At 38.3% G+C, this 16486-nt stretch carries 13 protein-coding genes and 2 tRNA genes; 9 read left to right on the forward strand and 6 right to left on the reverse strand.

Going from position 1 to position 16486, the window contains the following annotated elements:
• Window positions 1-2 precede the first annotated feature (2 nt).
• A complete protein-coding gene (locus OQX63_RS22365) occupies window positions 3-419 on the reverse strand; it encodes a hypothetical protein (protein ID WP_265853021.1) in 417 nt (138 codons plus the stop codon).
• A gap of 191 nt (window positions 420-610) precedes the next feature.
• On the opposite strand from OQX63_RS22365, the gene gcvH reads away from it, so the two are divergent.
• From gcvH to feoB, 6 genes are all read left to right on the forward strand, one after another.
• A complete protein-coding gene (gene gcvH, locus OQX63_RS22370; RefSeq protein WP_265853022.1) occupies window positions 611-991 on the forward strand; it encodes a glycine cleavage system protein GcvH in 381 nt (126 codons plus the stop codon).
• Between the two features lie 10 nt (window positions 992-1001).
• Window positions 1002-1403 (forward strand): VanZ family protein, encoded by a 402-nt coding sequence (locus tag OQX63_RS22375; RefSeq protein WP_265853023.1) that lies wholly within the window; start codon window positions 1002-1004, stop codon window positions 1401-1403.
• A 257-nt stretch (window positions 1404-1660) separates the two neighbouring features.
• A complete protein-coding gene (locus tag OQX63_RS22380; protein ID WP_265853024.1) occupies window positions 1661-4465 on the forward strand; it encodes an outer membrane beta-barrel family protein in 2805 nt (934 codons plus the stop codon).
• Window positions 4466-4670: 205 nt separating this feature from the next.
• Complete coding sequence (locus OQX63_RS22385; RefSeq protein WP_265853025.1) at window positions 4671-7436, forward strand: TonB-dependent receptor; 2766 nt, start codon at window positions 4671-4673, stop codon at window positions 7434-7436.
• Window positions 7437-7534: 98 nt separating this feature from the next.
• On the forward strand, window positions 7535-7750 hold the full coding sequence (locus OQX63_RS22390) for a FeoA family protein (protein ID WP_055913318.1): 216 nt from the start codon (window positions 7535-7537) through the stop codon (window positions 7748-7750).
• 11 nt (window positions 7751-7761) lie between these two features.
• Window positions 7762-9870, forward strand: a complete 2109-nt coding sequence (gene feoB / locus OQX63_RS22395) for a ferrous iron transport protein B (protein ID WP_322974543.1) — start codon at window positions 7762-7764, stop codon at window positions 9868-9870.
• A gap of 438 nt (window positions 9871-10308) precedes the next feature.
• On the opposite strand, the gene OQX63_RS22400 is transcribed toward feoB, so the two are convergent.
• The gene (locus OQX63_RS22400) at window positions 10309-10785 is read right to left on the reverse strand and encodes an Lrp/AsnC ligand binding domain-containing protein (protein ID WP_025145395.1); all 477 of its coding nucleotides are present in this window, start codon (window positions 10783-10785) and stop codon (window positions 10309-10311) included.
• Between the two features lie 156 nt (window positions 10786-10941).
• On the opposite strand from OQX63_RS22400, the gene OQX63_RS22405 reads away from it, so the two are divergent.
• The 3 genes from OQX63_RS22405 to OQX63_RS22415 all read left to right on the forward strand — a co-directional run bounded on the left by OQX63_RS22405 (window position 10942) and on the right by OQX63_RS22415 (window position 12430).
• Window positions 10942-11054 (forward strand) — tRNA-Asp (locus tag OQX63_RS22405).
• Window positions 11055-11125: 71 nt separating this feature from the next.
• A tRNA-Asp gene (locus OQX63_RS22410) sits at window positions 11126-11270 on the forward strand.
• A gap of 143 nt (window positions 11271-11413) precedes the next feature.
• Window positions 11414-12430 (forward strand): LacI family DNA-binding transcriptional regulator, encoded by a 1017-nt coding sequence (locus tag OQX63_RS22415; RefSeq protein WP_265853026.1) that lies wholly within the window; start codon window positions 11414-11416, stop codon window positions 12428-12430.
• A 60-nt stretch (window positions 12431-12490) separates the two neighbouring features.
• On the opposite strand, the gene frr is transcribed toward OQX63_RS22415, so the two are convergent.
• The 4 genes from frr to OQX63_RS22435 all read right to left on the reverse strand — a co-directional run.
• Window positions 12491-13054 carry a ribosome recycling factor gene (frr, locus tag OQX63_RS22420; protein ID WP_265853027.1) on the reverse strand — a complete coding sequence of 188 codons (564 nt, stop codon included), beginning with the start codon at window positions 13052-13054 and terminating at the stop codon, window positions 12491-12493.
• Window positions 13055-13092: 38 nt separating this feature from the next.
• Window positions 13093-13797, reverse strand: coding sequence for a UMP kinase (gene pyrH / locus OQX63_RS22425; protein ID WP_090498094.1), 705 nt, complete (start codon window positions 13795-13797; stop codon window positions 13093-13095).
• Window positions 13798-14126: 329 nt separating this feature from the next.
• Window positions 14127-15683, reverse strand: coding sequence for a thiol-activated cytolysin family protein (locus OQX63_RS22430; protein WP_265853028.1), 1557 nt, complete (start codon window positions 15681-15683; stop codon window positions 14127-14129).
• Between the two features lie 88 nt (window positions 15684-15771).
• Window positions 15772-16486, reverse strand: a 715-nt coding sequence (locus tag OQX63_RS22435; RefSeq protein ID WP_265853029.1) for a thiol-activated cytolysin family protein, incomplete at its 5' end; no start/stop codon positions are given.

Consider the following 16486-nt stretch of genomic DNA (forward strand, 5'->3'; position numbering starts at 1 on the left):
GCCTAAGCAATTAATGAATTACTTTTTTGTGAGGAGAATATCCTGCTAAATACATATGCGGTAAAAAACATAGGAACGTAGCTGAACAACAGGTAATCAAAACTGGCAAAGTGCATAGCTCCGCTAACAAGCAAATACAGCAGAAAGAGCACAATTGAATGTGCTATAGGCCTGTCATTGATAAATCTTTTATGGCCCTGTTTTTCTTTCAGGTGATGATTTATCGTAATTGCCGAAGCAACTATGGCTATAAAGATAAATAAGTGGGTAAAGGGTAGTTTAAAACTGAAAACATAATTTTGGGGCTTAACCAGCATGATCAATCCGATATAACCGAATCCGATAGCCATTGTTACCGGAACAGAAACAACCAGGGTCGCTAGGCATACTTTTAAAGTATAAATAATTGAAGACTTCATGTTGAGGATTAATTTAGCGTTTAATATACAAAAGAATGCTAAGTTTAATATTCCACCCGGTAGACAAATGTCAACATTCGATTTTTCTGATAAGTTAATTTTTAAGCCATTGCGAATGGATAAACTAAATTGTATTTTTGAAGCAGAAAACTATAACTAACATACATATTCATAATCAATATTATAACATAATGAATTTTCCATCAGAATTAAAGTACACTAAAGACCACGAGTGGGTTAGAGTTGAAGGTAACGAAGCTTATATTGGCGTAACCGATTTTGCACAACGCGAACTAGGTGATATCGTGTATGTTGACATTAACACTGTAGGTAGCGAAGTAGCTAAGGAAGAAGTTTTCGGGACTGTAGAAGCCGTTAAAACCGTATCTGATTTATATATGCCAGTTACCGGAACCGTATTGGAAGTTAATGCTGAATTAAACGATAACCCAGAATTGGTGAATTCTGATCCTTACGGACAAGGTTGGATGGTTAAGGTATCTTTAGCTGATGCGGCTGAAGTTGATGGTTTATTAACAGCAGAAGCTTACCAGGAACTGGTAGGCGCTTAATCCTGATATTTTGTACGAAACACTAAAACAGCAAAAATGGGCCATTCTTTGGACGGTTGTTGTTTTGGTGTTTTGTAATATGCACATTTCCGATTCTATTGGGAAAAGTGGATTTTTCTTCGAAGGCTTTGATAAAATGACCCATATGGGCTTTTTCTTTGTCTTATCAGTTCTACTCTTTTCTGGCAAGATTAATTATCAAGATAACTACACTGTACAAACATTAACCATTTTTAAGATTTTGCTTATCAACGCCATAATCGGCGGTAGTATAGAGTTACTGCAATGGAAAGTTTTTACCTACCGGTCTGCAGAATGGTGGGATTTTGGCTGCGATATGTTAGGCGCATCAATGGCGGTTTTTAGTTATGTATTACTTCATAAATTAAATTTCAATGAGAAGGAAAGTTAGCATTACCTGTATAATTTTGGTTATATGTTTAAGCGGCTGCAGTATTTTTAAAAAAAACTGTAACTGCCCAAAAGTATATTACAAAAGCTATCCTTCATCGCAAAAATAACCTTCCTGCTGGTCGGTCTTCCTTTCTGCTCTACTGCTGTCCTTAGGCTGTATTTAAAATGTTACCAAGCTTTTAACACACCTTAACAAACCTTTAGGTTTTTCTACAGTCTCATAGCTTAGTTTTATTTAATAATATCTAATTTTTGATGAAAAGAAACGTTCAGACTGTAATATTTATTGTTTTTCTATTTTGTAGCTACATTGCCCATGCACAAAATACGGGTTCTGTAAGCGGGAAAGTAATTAACGCAAAAGATAAGAAGCCAGTTGATTTTGCAACAATCGCAATTAAGAGTTTAAAAGATTCGAGTGTTGTGGCATCTGGTCAAACCAATCCCGATGGAAGTTTTACTTTTAAAGCCATAGCCCCGGGTAAGTATAGGATTTATTCTGCCTTTTTAGGTTTAAAAACGGCAACCAAAGATATCGAAGTGGCTAAAGCAGCTGTAAATGCCGGTGAAATTGCCATGAGTGATGATGGTGTTGATTTAAATACGGTTAATGTAACTGCTACGATCCCGATTGTGGTAAAGAAAGATACTTTAGAATTTGATGCCAAATCTATTAAAGTGCGTGAAAATGCCGTGGTAGAGGATCTGCTAAAAAAGGTTCCAGGCGTTGAGGTGGCGAAAGATGGAAGTGTTAAAGCCCAGGGTGAAACCATTACCAAAGTAAAGGTAGATGGAAAAGAATTTTTTGGTAACGATCCATTACTGGCAACCAAAAACCTTCCGGCAGATATGGTAGATAAGATTCAGGTAATCGATGAATTATCTGAACAAGCCCAGTTTACCGGTATAGATGATGGAACAAGAAACAAGATCTTAAACATTACCACTAAAAATGGCATGAAACATGGCTATTTCGGTAACAGTACCGCAGGTTATGGCTCCAACGACCGTTATGATGCGAGCCTGAACGTAAACAAATTTGATGATGACAGGCAGATCAGTTTTATCGGTCAGTTTAACAATGTGAACAAGCAGAACTTTGGACAGGGCGGGGGTGTAGGTAATGGTTTTGGTGGCGGTGGCCGTGGTGGTTTTGGCGGTGGAGGTGGAAGTAGTTCTGGCGGAAGTGGCGGGATCACCAACACTAATGCGGCAGGTTTAAATTTTGCCGACACCTATAAGGATGGTACCCAGTTTCAGGCCAGTTATTTCTTTAATAAAGCAAATTCAGAAATTATCCAGAACTCCAATACCCAAAATCTTGCAGGTGGTACCAATAATATTGATGAAGCAATAAATAATACTTCTGATAGGCTTAATCATAGGTTCAATTTTATGGTTGATACCAAGATCAACCCATCTTTGTCTATTAAAATACAGCCGAGTTTGGCCTATACCGAAACTGATGGAAACAATTTAAATAGCTATACCAGGATACTTGATGATGGCTCAACAATTGGTACGCAGCGTAACACCACTACTTCTGCTACGCCCTCCATTGGCAATAATTTATTAATCCGCAAGAGCTTTAAGCGGAGAGGACGTACGCTATCATTAAATGTAAATACCAGTATTAATGATAATGATGGGACAAACCTTAACTATAGAAACGATAAAATTACGGAAGGAACAATAACAAGGGATACCGTTACCAATCAGTTGAACAATACGAGCAGCCATTCTATAAATAATACCACAAGGTTGGTTTATACTGAACCGCTAAACAAAACCTTAAGTGTAGAGGTTAACTATCAGAATGGTTATTCAAATAGTAATTCACACCGAGATGTATTTAACTATAATCCGCTAACCATGCAATATGATGAGGTGGATAATGAATTTTCCAATATTTATAATAACCGTACTTTAACCAATGCAGCAGGTGTAAGTTTAACCACAACCGAGAAAAAATACAATTGGAATATTGGCGTAGCCGCTCAGCAAACCAACAGGATAAATACAAATTTAACTACGGGTTTAAAACGGACGCAGAATTTCATCAATATTACCCCTTCGGCACAGTTCAGGTACAACTTTAGCAACCGTAAGCGCTTGTTCATCAATTATCGTGGTTCTACCACGCAACCAAGTATCGATCAGATTCAACCGATTCCGGATAATACCAACTCACAAACCATTTATGTGGGTAACCCTGCTTTAAAACCTTCATTTAATAACCAGTTGAGGATCAATTTTAATAACTTTAATATCGAAAATGGTAGGTTTTTCTTTGCGGGTTTAAACCTTACCCAAACATTTAACGCCATTGGAAATACCGTTGTACCCTTATCAGGTGGTGTTCAACAGGTAAGTTATATCAATGTTGATGGTGTTTATGCTGGTAATGCCAATGCAACATGGTCTTTACCCTTAATGGCAGAGCGTAAGCTAACGCTGAATATCTCTGGGAACGGCTCTTATAACAGAAATGTGAACTTTATTACCGACCAAATGAGCACTAATCTGGTGAAAAATGTAACCAATAGCTACACCATTTCAAACGGTTATAAATTGGTTACCAATGTAGATAAATTCGATTTAACAGGTGGCATAACCGGTAGTTATACCAATTCTACATTTTCTGCCAGGCCATCATCCAATACCCAGTATTATACCATCAATCCAAGTTTTGATGTCAGTTACGTGCTGCCAGCCAATATCAGGTTAGCCATAGATATCGATTATTTCAGAAACTTTGGTGGCGGTGATTTATTTAACCAGGAATACACCATTCTTAATCCTTACATCAGCCGTCAGTTTTTCAAAAACAGGGGAACGTTTAAATTTTCTGTAAATGATGCACTTAACCAAAATACCGGGGTAAGCAGAACGGCTACGGGTACTTCAATTGTTGATGTAACGTCCAATGTATTAAGACGTTATTATATGTTGTCGTTCACTTACTCGTTAACACGTATTGGGGGTAGGAACATGAGCGGCGATATGCAGATGCCGGGCCAACGCGGTGGCGGAGGTGGTGGTCAGCGTCCTAGAATGTAATAGTTGAAGTATACAATTCCTATGTAATACTACCTCGTCAGGCTAAGCATAAGCTGGGCTTGGTGAGGTATGATATAGCTTTTGGATAAGTAATTTAGTCTCACATTAAATGTATCATTGACATTTATGTATTTCAAATGTTACTAAGGGCAAATAAACCTTTCTGAAGGTCTATTGTCTCTATGCTATAAGCCAAAGTAACCGAATGAAACAAATTTTTACGCTCCTACTTATTTTATCATCTTTTTGCGTCTACGCCCAAAAAACGGGTTCTGTTAGCGGAAGGGTAATTCAATCAACAGATAAAAAACCAATTGACTATGCTTCTTTGGCACTCAAAAACCTGGCAGACTCGAGTACGCTAGGTGCTGTAAATACCACAGAAGACGGAAAGTTTATTTTTAAAAATTTAAAGCAAGGTAAATACAGATTATATGCCGCGTTTTTGGGTTTGAAGAATGCTACCAGGGATTTTACCATTACGACTGATCAAGTAGATATAACTTTAGCAGATATTGTTTTAGAAGGGGGGGCAATTGATCTCCAAACGGTAGATATTAAAGCAGAAATTCCGCCAATTGTGGTAAAAAAAGATACCCTTGAATTTAATGCGAGCTCATTTAAAGTGGTCGAAAATGCTGTAGTAGAAGATTTATTAAAGAAATTACCAGGCGTAGAGGTAGACAAAGCGGGAACAGTAAAAGCCCAGGGCGAAACCATTACGAAAGTTAAGGTTGATGGCAAAGAATTTTTTGGGAATGACCCTTTATTGGCCACTAAAAACCTGCCTGCCGATATGATCGATAAAATTCAGATTATTGATGAACTTTCTGACCAGGCACAGTTTACTGGGATTGACGATGGCTCTAGAACCAAAATTATTAATATCACCACTAAGAAAGAGAAGAAAAACGGCTATTTCGGGAATAGCACAGGCGGTTATGGTTCAAACGATCGCTATGATGTGAATGCAAATATTAACCAATTTGATCAGGATAAACGATTGAGTGTAGTGGCCCAGTTTAATAATGTAAACAGGCAAAATTTTGGCGGTGGCCTGGGTGGAGGAGGTGGTAATGGTGGACGTAGCGGTATTACCGATACCAAAGCCGGCGGGGTTAATTTCTCAGATGTTTATGCCGATCAAACTGAAATTAATTTCAGTTATTTTGTTAATAAATCTGATAACCTGATTTTAAGAAACAGCGTTACCCAAAACCTTTTGGGCAATGTAACCACAGTTTTCAATAATAGCCAAAATAATACATCCGATCGTTTAAACCACCGTTTAAATTTTATAGTGGATACCAAACTAGATTCGCTTACATCATTGCGGATTCAGCCGAATTTAAGTTATACCAATAACGAAAGTGAGAACAACAGTATTTATACACGCGATTTTGGCACCTATAATACCAGTGGTTCCCAGCGGTTAACCAATCATAACACATCGCCCGCTATCAGTAACAATATTCTTTTACGCAAAAAGTTTATGCGTTTTGGAAGAACATTGTCGCTGAATTTTAACACCAACATTAACAATAACGACGCTGATAATTATAATTACAATCCCGAAACGCGTGAAAAAGATAATCTTAAGACAGAGAAGATTATCAACCAGCTCAATGATCAGGAAAGCGAATCTATTAGTCAGAATACCCGGTTGGTTTACACAGAGCCGTTAAATAAAACACTTAGCCTGGAATTTAACTACCAGAACGGCTATAACCACAATACCTCCGATCGTTTTACTTACGATTTTAATCCGGCTACGCTAAACTATGATTTGCTAAATGATTCATTAAGTAACGTGTACGAAAATACCATCTTAACCAATACAGCTGGTTTCAGTTTTAATAAAATGGCCAAAAAATACAACTGGAATGTGGGAATGGCTGTTCAGAATACCGATCGCAAAAACAATAACATTACCCGGGGATTCATATTAAAACAGAACGTATTTAACTATACACCTTCTGCCATGTTCAGGTACAATTTTAGTAACAGCAAACGTTTGGTTTTCAATTATCGTGGCAGCACCAATCAGCCCTCCATACAGCAGTTACAGCCCATTCCGAACAATACCAACACGCAAAGTATCCCATTGGGAAACCCTGATTTAAAACCCGAGTTTAACAATAGCTTGCGCATTGCCTACAATACGTTTACGCCTGGCAAAAACAGGTCGTTATTTGTAAATGTAAACCTCACTCAAACTTCCAACAAAATTGCCAATAGCAGCAGCTTAATCGAAAGCGGTGTTAACCAGGGGAAATTTGCCGTGTTGCCCGTTAACGTAAATGGTGTTTATGCCGGATCATTATCCTCCTCATTAAGTTTGCCCATCATGGCCGAAAATAAGCTAAATTTCCACATCAATATCAACGGCAACTACAACCGCGACGTAAACTTTACCAATGCCTTAAAAAACATTACGAATAGCTGGTCGATTAATAATGGTTACCGTTTGGTTTCCAATTTGGATAAACTCGATTTAACGGCAGGTGTTAACGGCTCAATAAATAGGGCTACTTATTCTGTTCAGCCCAGTTCCAACACGCGTTATTATACTTTTAGTCCAAATATCAGTATCAGTTATATGTTTCCTGGCGATATCCGCTGGTCGGTAGATGCAGATTACAACCAGAATACAGGTAGGGGAGCGGATTTTGATACGCACTTTACTTTGGTGAATTCGTACATAAGCAAACAATTTTTTAAAAATCGTGGCACTTTTAAAGCTGCCGTAAGTGATTTGCTGAACGAAAATCAGGGTGTAAGCCGTACGGCTAATAATAATACGATACGTGATGAAAGCTATAACGTATTGCGCCGCTATTTTATGTTTTCATTTACTTATTCCTTAAACCGTATGGGCGGTACAAACATGATTAGAGAAGGTCGTGATCAGGGCGGAGGCCGTGGTAATAACGGTGGCGATGCCTTTGGTGGAGGAAGACAACGAAATTAGATCATTTTTCGGTAAAAGCTGGATAATTTATATCCTACACTAGGATATCTTATTTGGAATAAATCTAAAGAAAGGTTAACTTGCGCCAAATTTAGCACATGAAGCTGTCGCACTTAAAAGTAGGAGAAAAGGGAACAATTGTTGCCTTTACAGATTTAGATATGTCTGTAAAGTTAATGGAGATGGGTTGCTTGCCGGGCGAGGTAGTAGAAGTAGAACGTTTTGCTCCTTTGGGCGATCCTATGGCGATCCGTGTAGCTGGATATCAGCTTTGCTTACGTAAAAGCGAAGCCGATGTTATTATTATTCAATAAAAAAGCTGGGTTTGGATATTAAAGTTGCATTAGTTGGTAATCCCAATACAGGTAAATCTACTTTATTTAACCGTTTAACAGGGTTAAATCAAAAAATCGGAAACTTTCCAGGCATTACTGTTGATAAGAAAACGGGTTTTACAAAACTCGCAGACGGTAAAGAAGCAGAGATCATCGATTTACCAGGAACATATAGCTTATATCCGAAAAGTGCTGATGAAAGCATCGTTTTTCAGGTACTTGCCGATAAAAACAACAACAGCCATCCTGATGTGATTGTACTCATTGCCGATGCTTCGAATTTAAAGCGAAACATGCTGTTGTATTCGCAAGTGGCAGATTTGGGAATCCCGATCATTTTAGCGCTTAATATGATCGATCTTTCTGCTAAGCAGGGGATTGAGATTAATCTGGATAAACTTTCTGAAAAATTAGGGATCCAGGTGGTGTCCATTTCAGCAAGAAATAACATCGGGATTGACAAGCTGAAACAGACCATTGCCAATACCAATAAAATTGCCACGCAGTATCAGGATGTAGATGTGAATTTTTTGGCTCCGGAAGCGATTAATGCTATAAAAGCCAAGCTTAATTCCAATAACGATTATTATGCGCTGCAGGTGCTGCATCAACACGAACATTTAACTTTCTTTACCGAAAAAGAGCAGGAAGAAATTGAAGGTATTGAACAATCTCACCATTTCGAATCTGCTAAAATTCAGGCTGCAGAAACCATTGCCAGATATAAACACCTCAGCACTATTTTATCTGATGTGGTTATTGACAATGGCACTGAAAAGAAATTTTCTTTCAGTGATAAATTGGATGCTATTTTAACACACAAGGTTTGGGGATTTGCTATTTTCTTGCTTATTCTCTTCGTCATTTTCAATGCGATATTTGCCTGGTCATCTTATCCAATGGAATGGATTGAGACTGGTTTTGGTTTTATAACCAGCATCGGACATGAATATTTGCCCGCAGGCATGCTTACTGATTTGTTGTTGGATGGCGTGATTGCAGGTTTGGGTGGTATTTTTGTTTTTATTCCACAGATTGCCATTCTTTTCGCATTCATATCCATTTTAGAAGATACCGGTTACATGGCCCGTGTTACCTTTATGATGGATAAAGTGATGAGTAAAGTTGGGCTTAACGGTAAATCGGTTGTGCCCATGATTGGTGGTCTAGCCTGTGCTGTTCCATCTATTATGGCTGCCAGAAATATTGAAAACTGGAAGGATAGAATGATTACTATCATGGTTACACCATTGGTAAGCTGTTCGGCAAGACTCCCGGTATATATTTTAATCATTTCCTTAATTATCCCTTCTAAAACCGTTCTTGGCGTTTTTAACCTGCAAGGCTTAGCGCTAATGGTAATGTACCTGGTGGGTATTGTTGCTGCGGTGCTGGTAGCATGGGTAATGAAATTTATCATTAAAACGAAGGAAAGATCTTATTTTATCATGGAGTTGCCGGTTTACCGCATGCCAAGGTGGAAAAATGTGTTTTACACCATGTACGAAAAATCGAAAACCTTTGTTTTCGAAGCGGGGAAGGTAATTATCGCTATTTCCATTATCCTCTGGGTAATGGCTTCTTTCGCACCGGGCGACCGCTTTGAAAGCATTGATAAAAAATACGAATCTGCCCTGGCTGATACAACCAAAAATACCGACCACATTAAAACCCTGGTGGCTACCGAGAAGTTGGAAAATTCATATGTGGGTATTCTTGGGCATTGGATAGAGCCTGCCATCCGCCCATTGGGTTACGATTGGAAAATTGGTATTGGTTTAATTACCTCTTTTGCTGCCCGTGAAGCCTTTGTAGGTACCATGGCTACTATTTATAGTGTTGATGGCGGCGATGAGGATACAAGCACCATTAGAGAACGCATGTCGGCCTCGGTTAATAACCGTACAGGTTTGCCAGTTTATACTTTTGCTACAGGTATTTCACTAATGCTTTTTTATGCTTTTGCCATGCAATGTATGAGTACGGTAGCTATCGTTTACCGGGAAACCAAAGGTTGGAAATGGCCGGTAATTCAGTTAGCTTATATGACGGCTATGGCATATGTTGCAGCGCTGGTTGCTTATCAGCTCCTAAAATAGTGTTATCTTTTCTTGTTTGTCACCCCGTGCATAGTCGAAGGAAGGGCCTCCTTATAAATATGATTATTAAGATTAGGAGAGCAAGGCCTGTATAATTATTTGAGTTTGCTCCCCGCTTTCCGTTTTACTTTGCCTGCGGCTTCGTGTTCACTCTAATCGGGTCTGGGTGGCCCATTAGGTGGTGCTATTTTTGGCTGGGTGCGTAGCTGCACAAACCTTTGTTTCTAAACCCGGTAGAAGCGGCAGCCCCCGATTGCAATTCGGGGCTATAGCGGATAACGGGGCTGCTCTTCCCGAAACCCTACTGAACGTTCATTTCCAAATAAAATCACTAAAGGTTTTACCATATAAGACATATAAGGTCATCCAAGCTCAGGTATGATAACACAGATTGTGGCCTTTCATCTTTAATTAATCTTTCTGCTTTAGTCTTTCCGCTTACCCTAATTCAATCTGTCGCTTAATGCTTTCTTCCAGTGATATTAAAGTTTCTGTTCGTTGTATGCCGTTTACCGCCTGTATTTCTTCGTTTAAAACATGGCGCAAGTGATTAGTATCTCTACAGATAATTTTGGCAAACATACTATAGGCGCCGGTAGTATAATGTAATTCTACCACCTCTTTAATTTTGCTCAGCTGTGCTACGGCATCTTTATACTGGATTCCTTTTTCGAGGTAAATACCTAAAAAGGCGCAAATATCATATCCTGCCTTTTGCGGATCAATGATGAGGTGAGAACCTTTTATAATGCCCATTTCCTGCAGTTTCTTCATCCTAACGTGTATCGTTCCACCGGAAACAATCAGATCTTTAGCGATTTCTGTATAGGGTTTGGTAGCATCCTGCATCAATTGCTTTAATATATCGATATCAAGGTTGTCAATTTCTAAATTGGAATTGTCTTTTTTAAGCATATTTTTGAATTATGATAAGCGAATTTAATAAAATTTATCAATATTATAAAAATAAAATTAAATGTTTAAAATATTTGCAAGGTATTGGTTGTTCCTTTACATTTGTATCAAGCAATTAACAAAAAGGAAACGTTCTTTCAAAATTGCATAAAATCATGTAGGGTGGTGAAACAGGCAGACACACCTCCTTGTCTCGGTGGCGGAGAATAATGGGAATACCAGTAATGGCTAACCACTCCTTGAAGGTTCGATTCCTTCCCCTACAGCCAGTTCAGTTGGCAATTTACAGTTAGCAGTTTAAAACTGAAAATTGGAAATTGAAAACTGTTAACTTTTGAAATGTTGGGTGGTGAAATTGGCAGACACGCCTCCTTGTCTCGGTGGTGGGGAATAATGGGACAAACGCAGTTTATTGGGTTGACCACAAATTAATTTTTTGAACTGTAGCTAACTACCCCTTGAAGGTTCGACTCCTTCCCCAACAGCATTTTTTATGAATAATAAGTTAGTTAATCGAGCAATCCTGGATAGGTTGCTCTTTTTATTTTAGACCATTTTTTCATATCCATCACATATTTATCTGATATATTGTTATATTACCCATCAAATTTATTCGTTTATGCCTGTGATGAAGAAACGCATTTCAATTAAAGATATCGCTAGACAATTAAATATCTCCATTACCACGGTGTCGTTTGTGATTAATGGAAAAGCAAGAGAAAAAAATATTAGTGAATCGCTCACAAAAAAGGTTTTAGACCTGGTGGCTGAATTAAATTATCAGCCCAATGCCCTTGCCACTAGTTTAAGAACAGGTAAAACAAAAATTATAGGTTTCTTGGTTGATGATATTTCAGAGCCTTTTTTTGCTGGTATAGCACGCCGGATTGACGAAATTGCTTCTAGCCTTGGTTATAAAATCCTTTTTAGCAGTACCAGAAACGATACCGAAAAAGCAATAGAGCTGCTGCAGATTTTTAAAGACAGGCACGTTGATGGTTACATTATGGCCTTACCTGAAGGTTTGGAGGAAGAAGTTAAAAAATTGATTCAGACAGAGGCTCCAGTAGTATTATTTGATCGATATGTACCGGATGTTAAAACTGATTATGTCATTATCGATAATCAGAATAGTTGCTATGAAGCCACCGAGCACCTGATTAAAAATAATTATAAAAATATCGGTTTTGTAACTATTGATACCTTGCAGCAACAAATGGTTGACCGTCTGGCTGGTTACGAAAGCGCTGTCAAAAAATATAACTTGCCGGCAATTGTAAAGAAGATAAAATATGTAAACTCTGCAGAATCAATTGAGGAAATGATTAAGTTTTTTAAAGCAGAGCAGCAGCTTGATGCCGTAGTTTTTGCCGCTAACTATATTTGTTTGGATGGCTTAAGAACTTTAAGGAAATTAGGGATCAAGATTCACCAGGATATAGCGGTTGTTTCCTTTGATGATTTCGAAATCCTTGAATTTTGTGAGCCTCCGGTTACGGCTATAGCACAGCCTCTTGAGTCTATTGCAGAAAATGTGATGAAGATTTTATTAAAAAAGCTGAAAAAAGCTGGTAAGTCTATCGAAAATACGCAGGTATCGTTACCTACAGTTTTAAACATCAGGGGCTCCAGCGCGAAAAAATAAAGTAATAAAAAAGGGAATGGATTTAAGTCCATTCCCGTTCTCTTCATATTTTTATACAGGTTAAACTGTCATTACATCTTTTTCTTTAGCTTCGGCATGTTTATCAACCTTGATGATATAAGCATCGGTTAGCTTTTGTACTTCGCCTTCACCTGTTTTAATTTCATCATCAGAAACACCTTCGCCCTTTAATTTTTGAATTTTGGTGTTGGCGTCTTTACGGATATTACGAACGGTAATGCGGCCTCTTTCTGCTTCTTCCTTCACTTTTCTCACCAAATCTTTTCTGCGTTCTTCTGTTAAAGGTGGCACAACCAGACGGATAACAATACCATCGTTTTGTGGGTTGATACCAATATTGGCTACCTGAATAGCTTTTTCAATTGGCGTTAAAAGTGATTTTTCCCAAGGTTGGATGACGATTGTTCTGGCGTCTGGCGTATTAATACTGGCTACTTGTGACAATGCTGTAGCTGCGCCATAATAATCTACGAAAATACCATCCAACATTCCAGCTGATGCTTTACCAGCCCTGATTTTAGTTAATTCAGATTCACAATGATCGATGGCTCTGTCCATTGCAGATTGAGCATCCATTAATTGTAATTGTATGAGTTCGTTCATAATTGTGTGTATTCTACAAAATTAATAATTTTTATTCCTTATTTAACCAGGGTTCCAATAGGTTCACCATTAGCGATTTTCATGAAATTGCCATGTTTGTTCATATCAAACACAATAATCGGCACTTGGTTTTCTTCGCATAGGGTAAAGGCTGTCATGTCCATTACATTAAGGCCTTTATCATAAACTTCTCTAAAAGAAATTTCTTCGTATTTAGTAGCTAATGGATCTTTCTCAGGATCTGCTGTATAAATTCCATCAACACGTGTTCCTTTTAAAACAACATCCGCTTTGATTTCGATCGCACGTAAAGCAGCAGCAGAATCGGTTGTAAAGTATGGGTTCCCGGTTCCTGCACCAAAAATAACCACACGGCCTTTTTCTAAATGGCGAACGGCCCTTCTGCGGATAAATGGCTCGCAGATCTGCTCCATTTTAATGGCGGTAAGTAAGCGGGTTTTAATGCCAACTTTTTCTAAAGCATCTTGCAGGGCCATAGAATTGATTACCGTAGCTAACATGCCCATGTAATCTGCCTGCGCCCTGTCCATCCCACTTTTTTCGGCACTTAGGCCTCTAAAAATATTTCCTCCTCCAATTACGATTGCGATTTCTAATCCTTTATCGTGTACAGCTTTAATATCTTCAGCGTATTGTTTAACGCGTTCATTATCAATACCATACTGTTTTTCGCCCATTAGCGATTCTCCGCTAAGCTTAAGTAGGATGCGTTTATATTTCATGGCCCCAAAAATATTAACAATTTTTTAATACCTAGCTATGGTTTTTAATAATTGATGTAAATATTTAAATAGGTTGTGGATATAAATAAAAAGGGCAATATTTTCATATCGCCCTTTCTATTATTTAATTAATTATTGTGCTTTAGCAATCCATAATTATGCATTTAAGTGCAAAGCCGGATGAGAGGCGTATCCCCAGGTGGTACATCACCAGACCAACCATCAGAAGGTGAGCTGTCGCCAGCAAAAGCAACACTAGTGCCAAAAGTCGCAATTAGTGCATAACTCCGTTCCATTATGCCTCCAAGTTTATTAAACTTTTGAGGGTATCATCTTAAAGGGGCTAGTACTTTGTAAAAAGAACCATTTTTAAGGGAATAATTAGATAAATAATAACCTTCTCGGTGTACAGTACCACTCCCCCCAGAGCCATAATCTTCCTCATAAGTGTCATCCCACGAACTTTGGTATGTATGATTTGCTTTTATAAGAATTTTTGATTGTTTAAAGGTATTTACTACAGTTAAGCTATCGTAAGTAGTTGAAGAAGACCATGGTTGATGATCATATGGACCCTCCACTGAGCCAGCATTAGTAGTTTCTTTTTTCCATTCAAATTTAACATAATCTTGTGGGACTGTTGAGCTAGTTCCAGTCATATCTGAATAGAAACAAAGATAGACATCACAACCATTATAATTAATATATTTATCTTTATTTTGATATTCTATTCTAGCGTATACAGGCTGGGTATCAATGTTAATCCTGAATTTAGTTTTTACTACGGAGTGGTCAGCAAGGTGACTCAAACTAAAGTATATTGGCACCCCTGGATTTGATGCAGAGAAAGTTCCACCTTTAACGATAAACTGAACAAATGCATCAAAACCGTTAACAGTTTCAACGGCATCGTTTCCATCGGCCCCGATGATGTAAATCTTCATGGAAGACTCGTCAATTATTCTTTTTTCCTGTTCAGTTGCTGAGCTGCTTCCTGAAACAAATAGTGCTTTGAATGCAGAATTGTATGCATTGTTTAGTTCTTCATAACTGTAGTCGGATTCTATTGCCATAATTCCCATGCGACCATAGGTTATCGAACTTACATAAGTTGGGAATTTTTGGTTTAAAGCATTCATATCCACATTATCGTTCATGAGCCTGCCATCTGAAGGGATATCCAGATCGAGGGTAAAGTTTTTCTGTATGAACTTGGCATATAGACCTGATCTTCTTGAAATTTTATCGATGGTTTCGCTGCTGCTTGATGTTTTGCTGCCAAAAAGCGTTCCTGTTTTTACATTCGAACCAAAGGCAAGCTTCAATTCATCATATGCTGTAAATTTTTCTAAACTATAAGAGAATCCTGCTACCTGGTTCCCTATGCCTGGCTGTGCCAAAATATTGCTGATAAAGTTCCTGTTGGCCGATAGGGATGGGTTTGTGATGGTTCCGCTTACCTTTGTGGCCTGAAAAGAAACCGAAGCCGTAACAGGTTTAACGGAAGACTGGAATTCTGCTATCGGTGAAAAGTTCAGGTCGGCGATTGAGTTTCCCTGTAACAATGATCCTGCATAAATATACCGTTCGTAAGCAGAATTTTTCATCAAGGCAATTTCGTCTGTTTCCACAAATAATGTTCTTCCAAAGTCGTTAGCCCATAAACTGTCTTTATAAATATCGGCTCCACTTAGTTTTTTTTGGTCTAGGATGTTCTTGAGTGATTGACCGGTGTAAGCAGATGGGCTACCTGCTATATTGATATCAATAACTGGATCTGCAAACTTCCCGCTAAATGTGGTTTGCGGTGTTAAAATGGCTTCGTTTTTTCTGCACGATGCTAGAATGATAGCGAAACAAGCTACAAGTAGTATATATTTTTTCATTAAATAAATAGTATCTAAACTTAAAAGATCGCCATGCCCGGGAATTTATTTTATGTTAAGGCACGGCGATCAGATATGGACGGTTTTATTAATTTTTAGGAAAATTAACCAGGAACCTGGTTCTGAAAATTGAATTATCGCTTAAATAGCTCAATGTATAATATAATGGGAAACCAGGGGTTTGCGGTGTATAATTTCCACCAGAAATAATATACTGTCTAAACGCATCGTAGCCATTAATAGATTGTGCCACAGATTCACCTTCGCCACCCACATCATAAATTTCAATTGAAGAATTATCGATAATAGTTTTTAAAGAATCTGCTATAGATGCCCCGCCGCTTACTATCCCGGCATTAAATGCAGCTTTAAAAGCCCTGGTTAATGATGAATAATTATAATCGGACTCAACCTTGATCATTCCCATTCTCCCGTAAGTGATCGAACTTACATACACAGGCGAATAGGGGCCTAAAGTTGCCGGATCCACCGAATTGTCGAGCAGGTTGCCATCTTCTGGCAGATCCATATCCAGGGTAAAGTTGCGCTGTACAAACTTTGCAATAAGGCCTGTTTTCTTTTCAATTTTGGTTTTGCCCAGTGATGCACTTGCGTTAAAGATATTGCCTACTTTAATGTTGGCACCGAAAGCAAGTTTAAATTCATCATAATAGGTGAACTGGTTCATGTCGAAACTAAAGCTTGTAATTTCTTTACCGGAGAAACTGTCTGAATAAACGGATTCAAGGAAAGCGCGTGTACTTGATAAACTTGGTTTATTGATCACGCCCGAAACATTTGCC

Origin of the sequence: Pedobacter sp. PF22-3 (genome assembly GCF_026239555.1) — a bacterium.
In the GTDB taxonomy this organism is placed as follows: domain Bacteria; phylum Bacteroidota; class Bacteroidia; order Sphingobacteriales; family Sphingobacteriaceae; genus Pedobacter.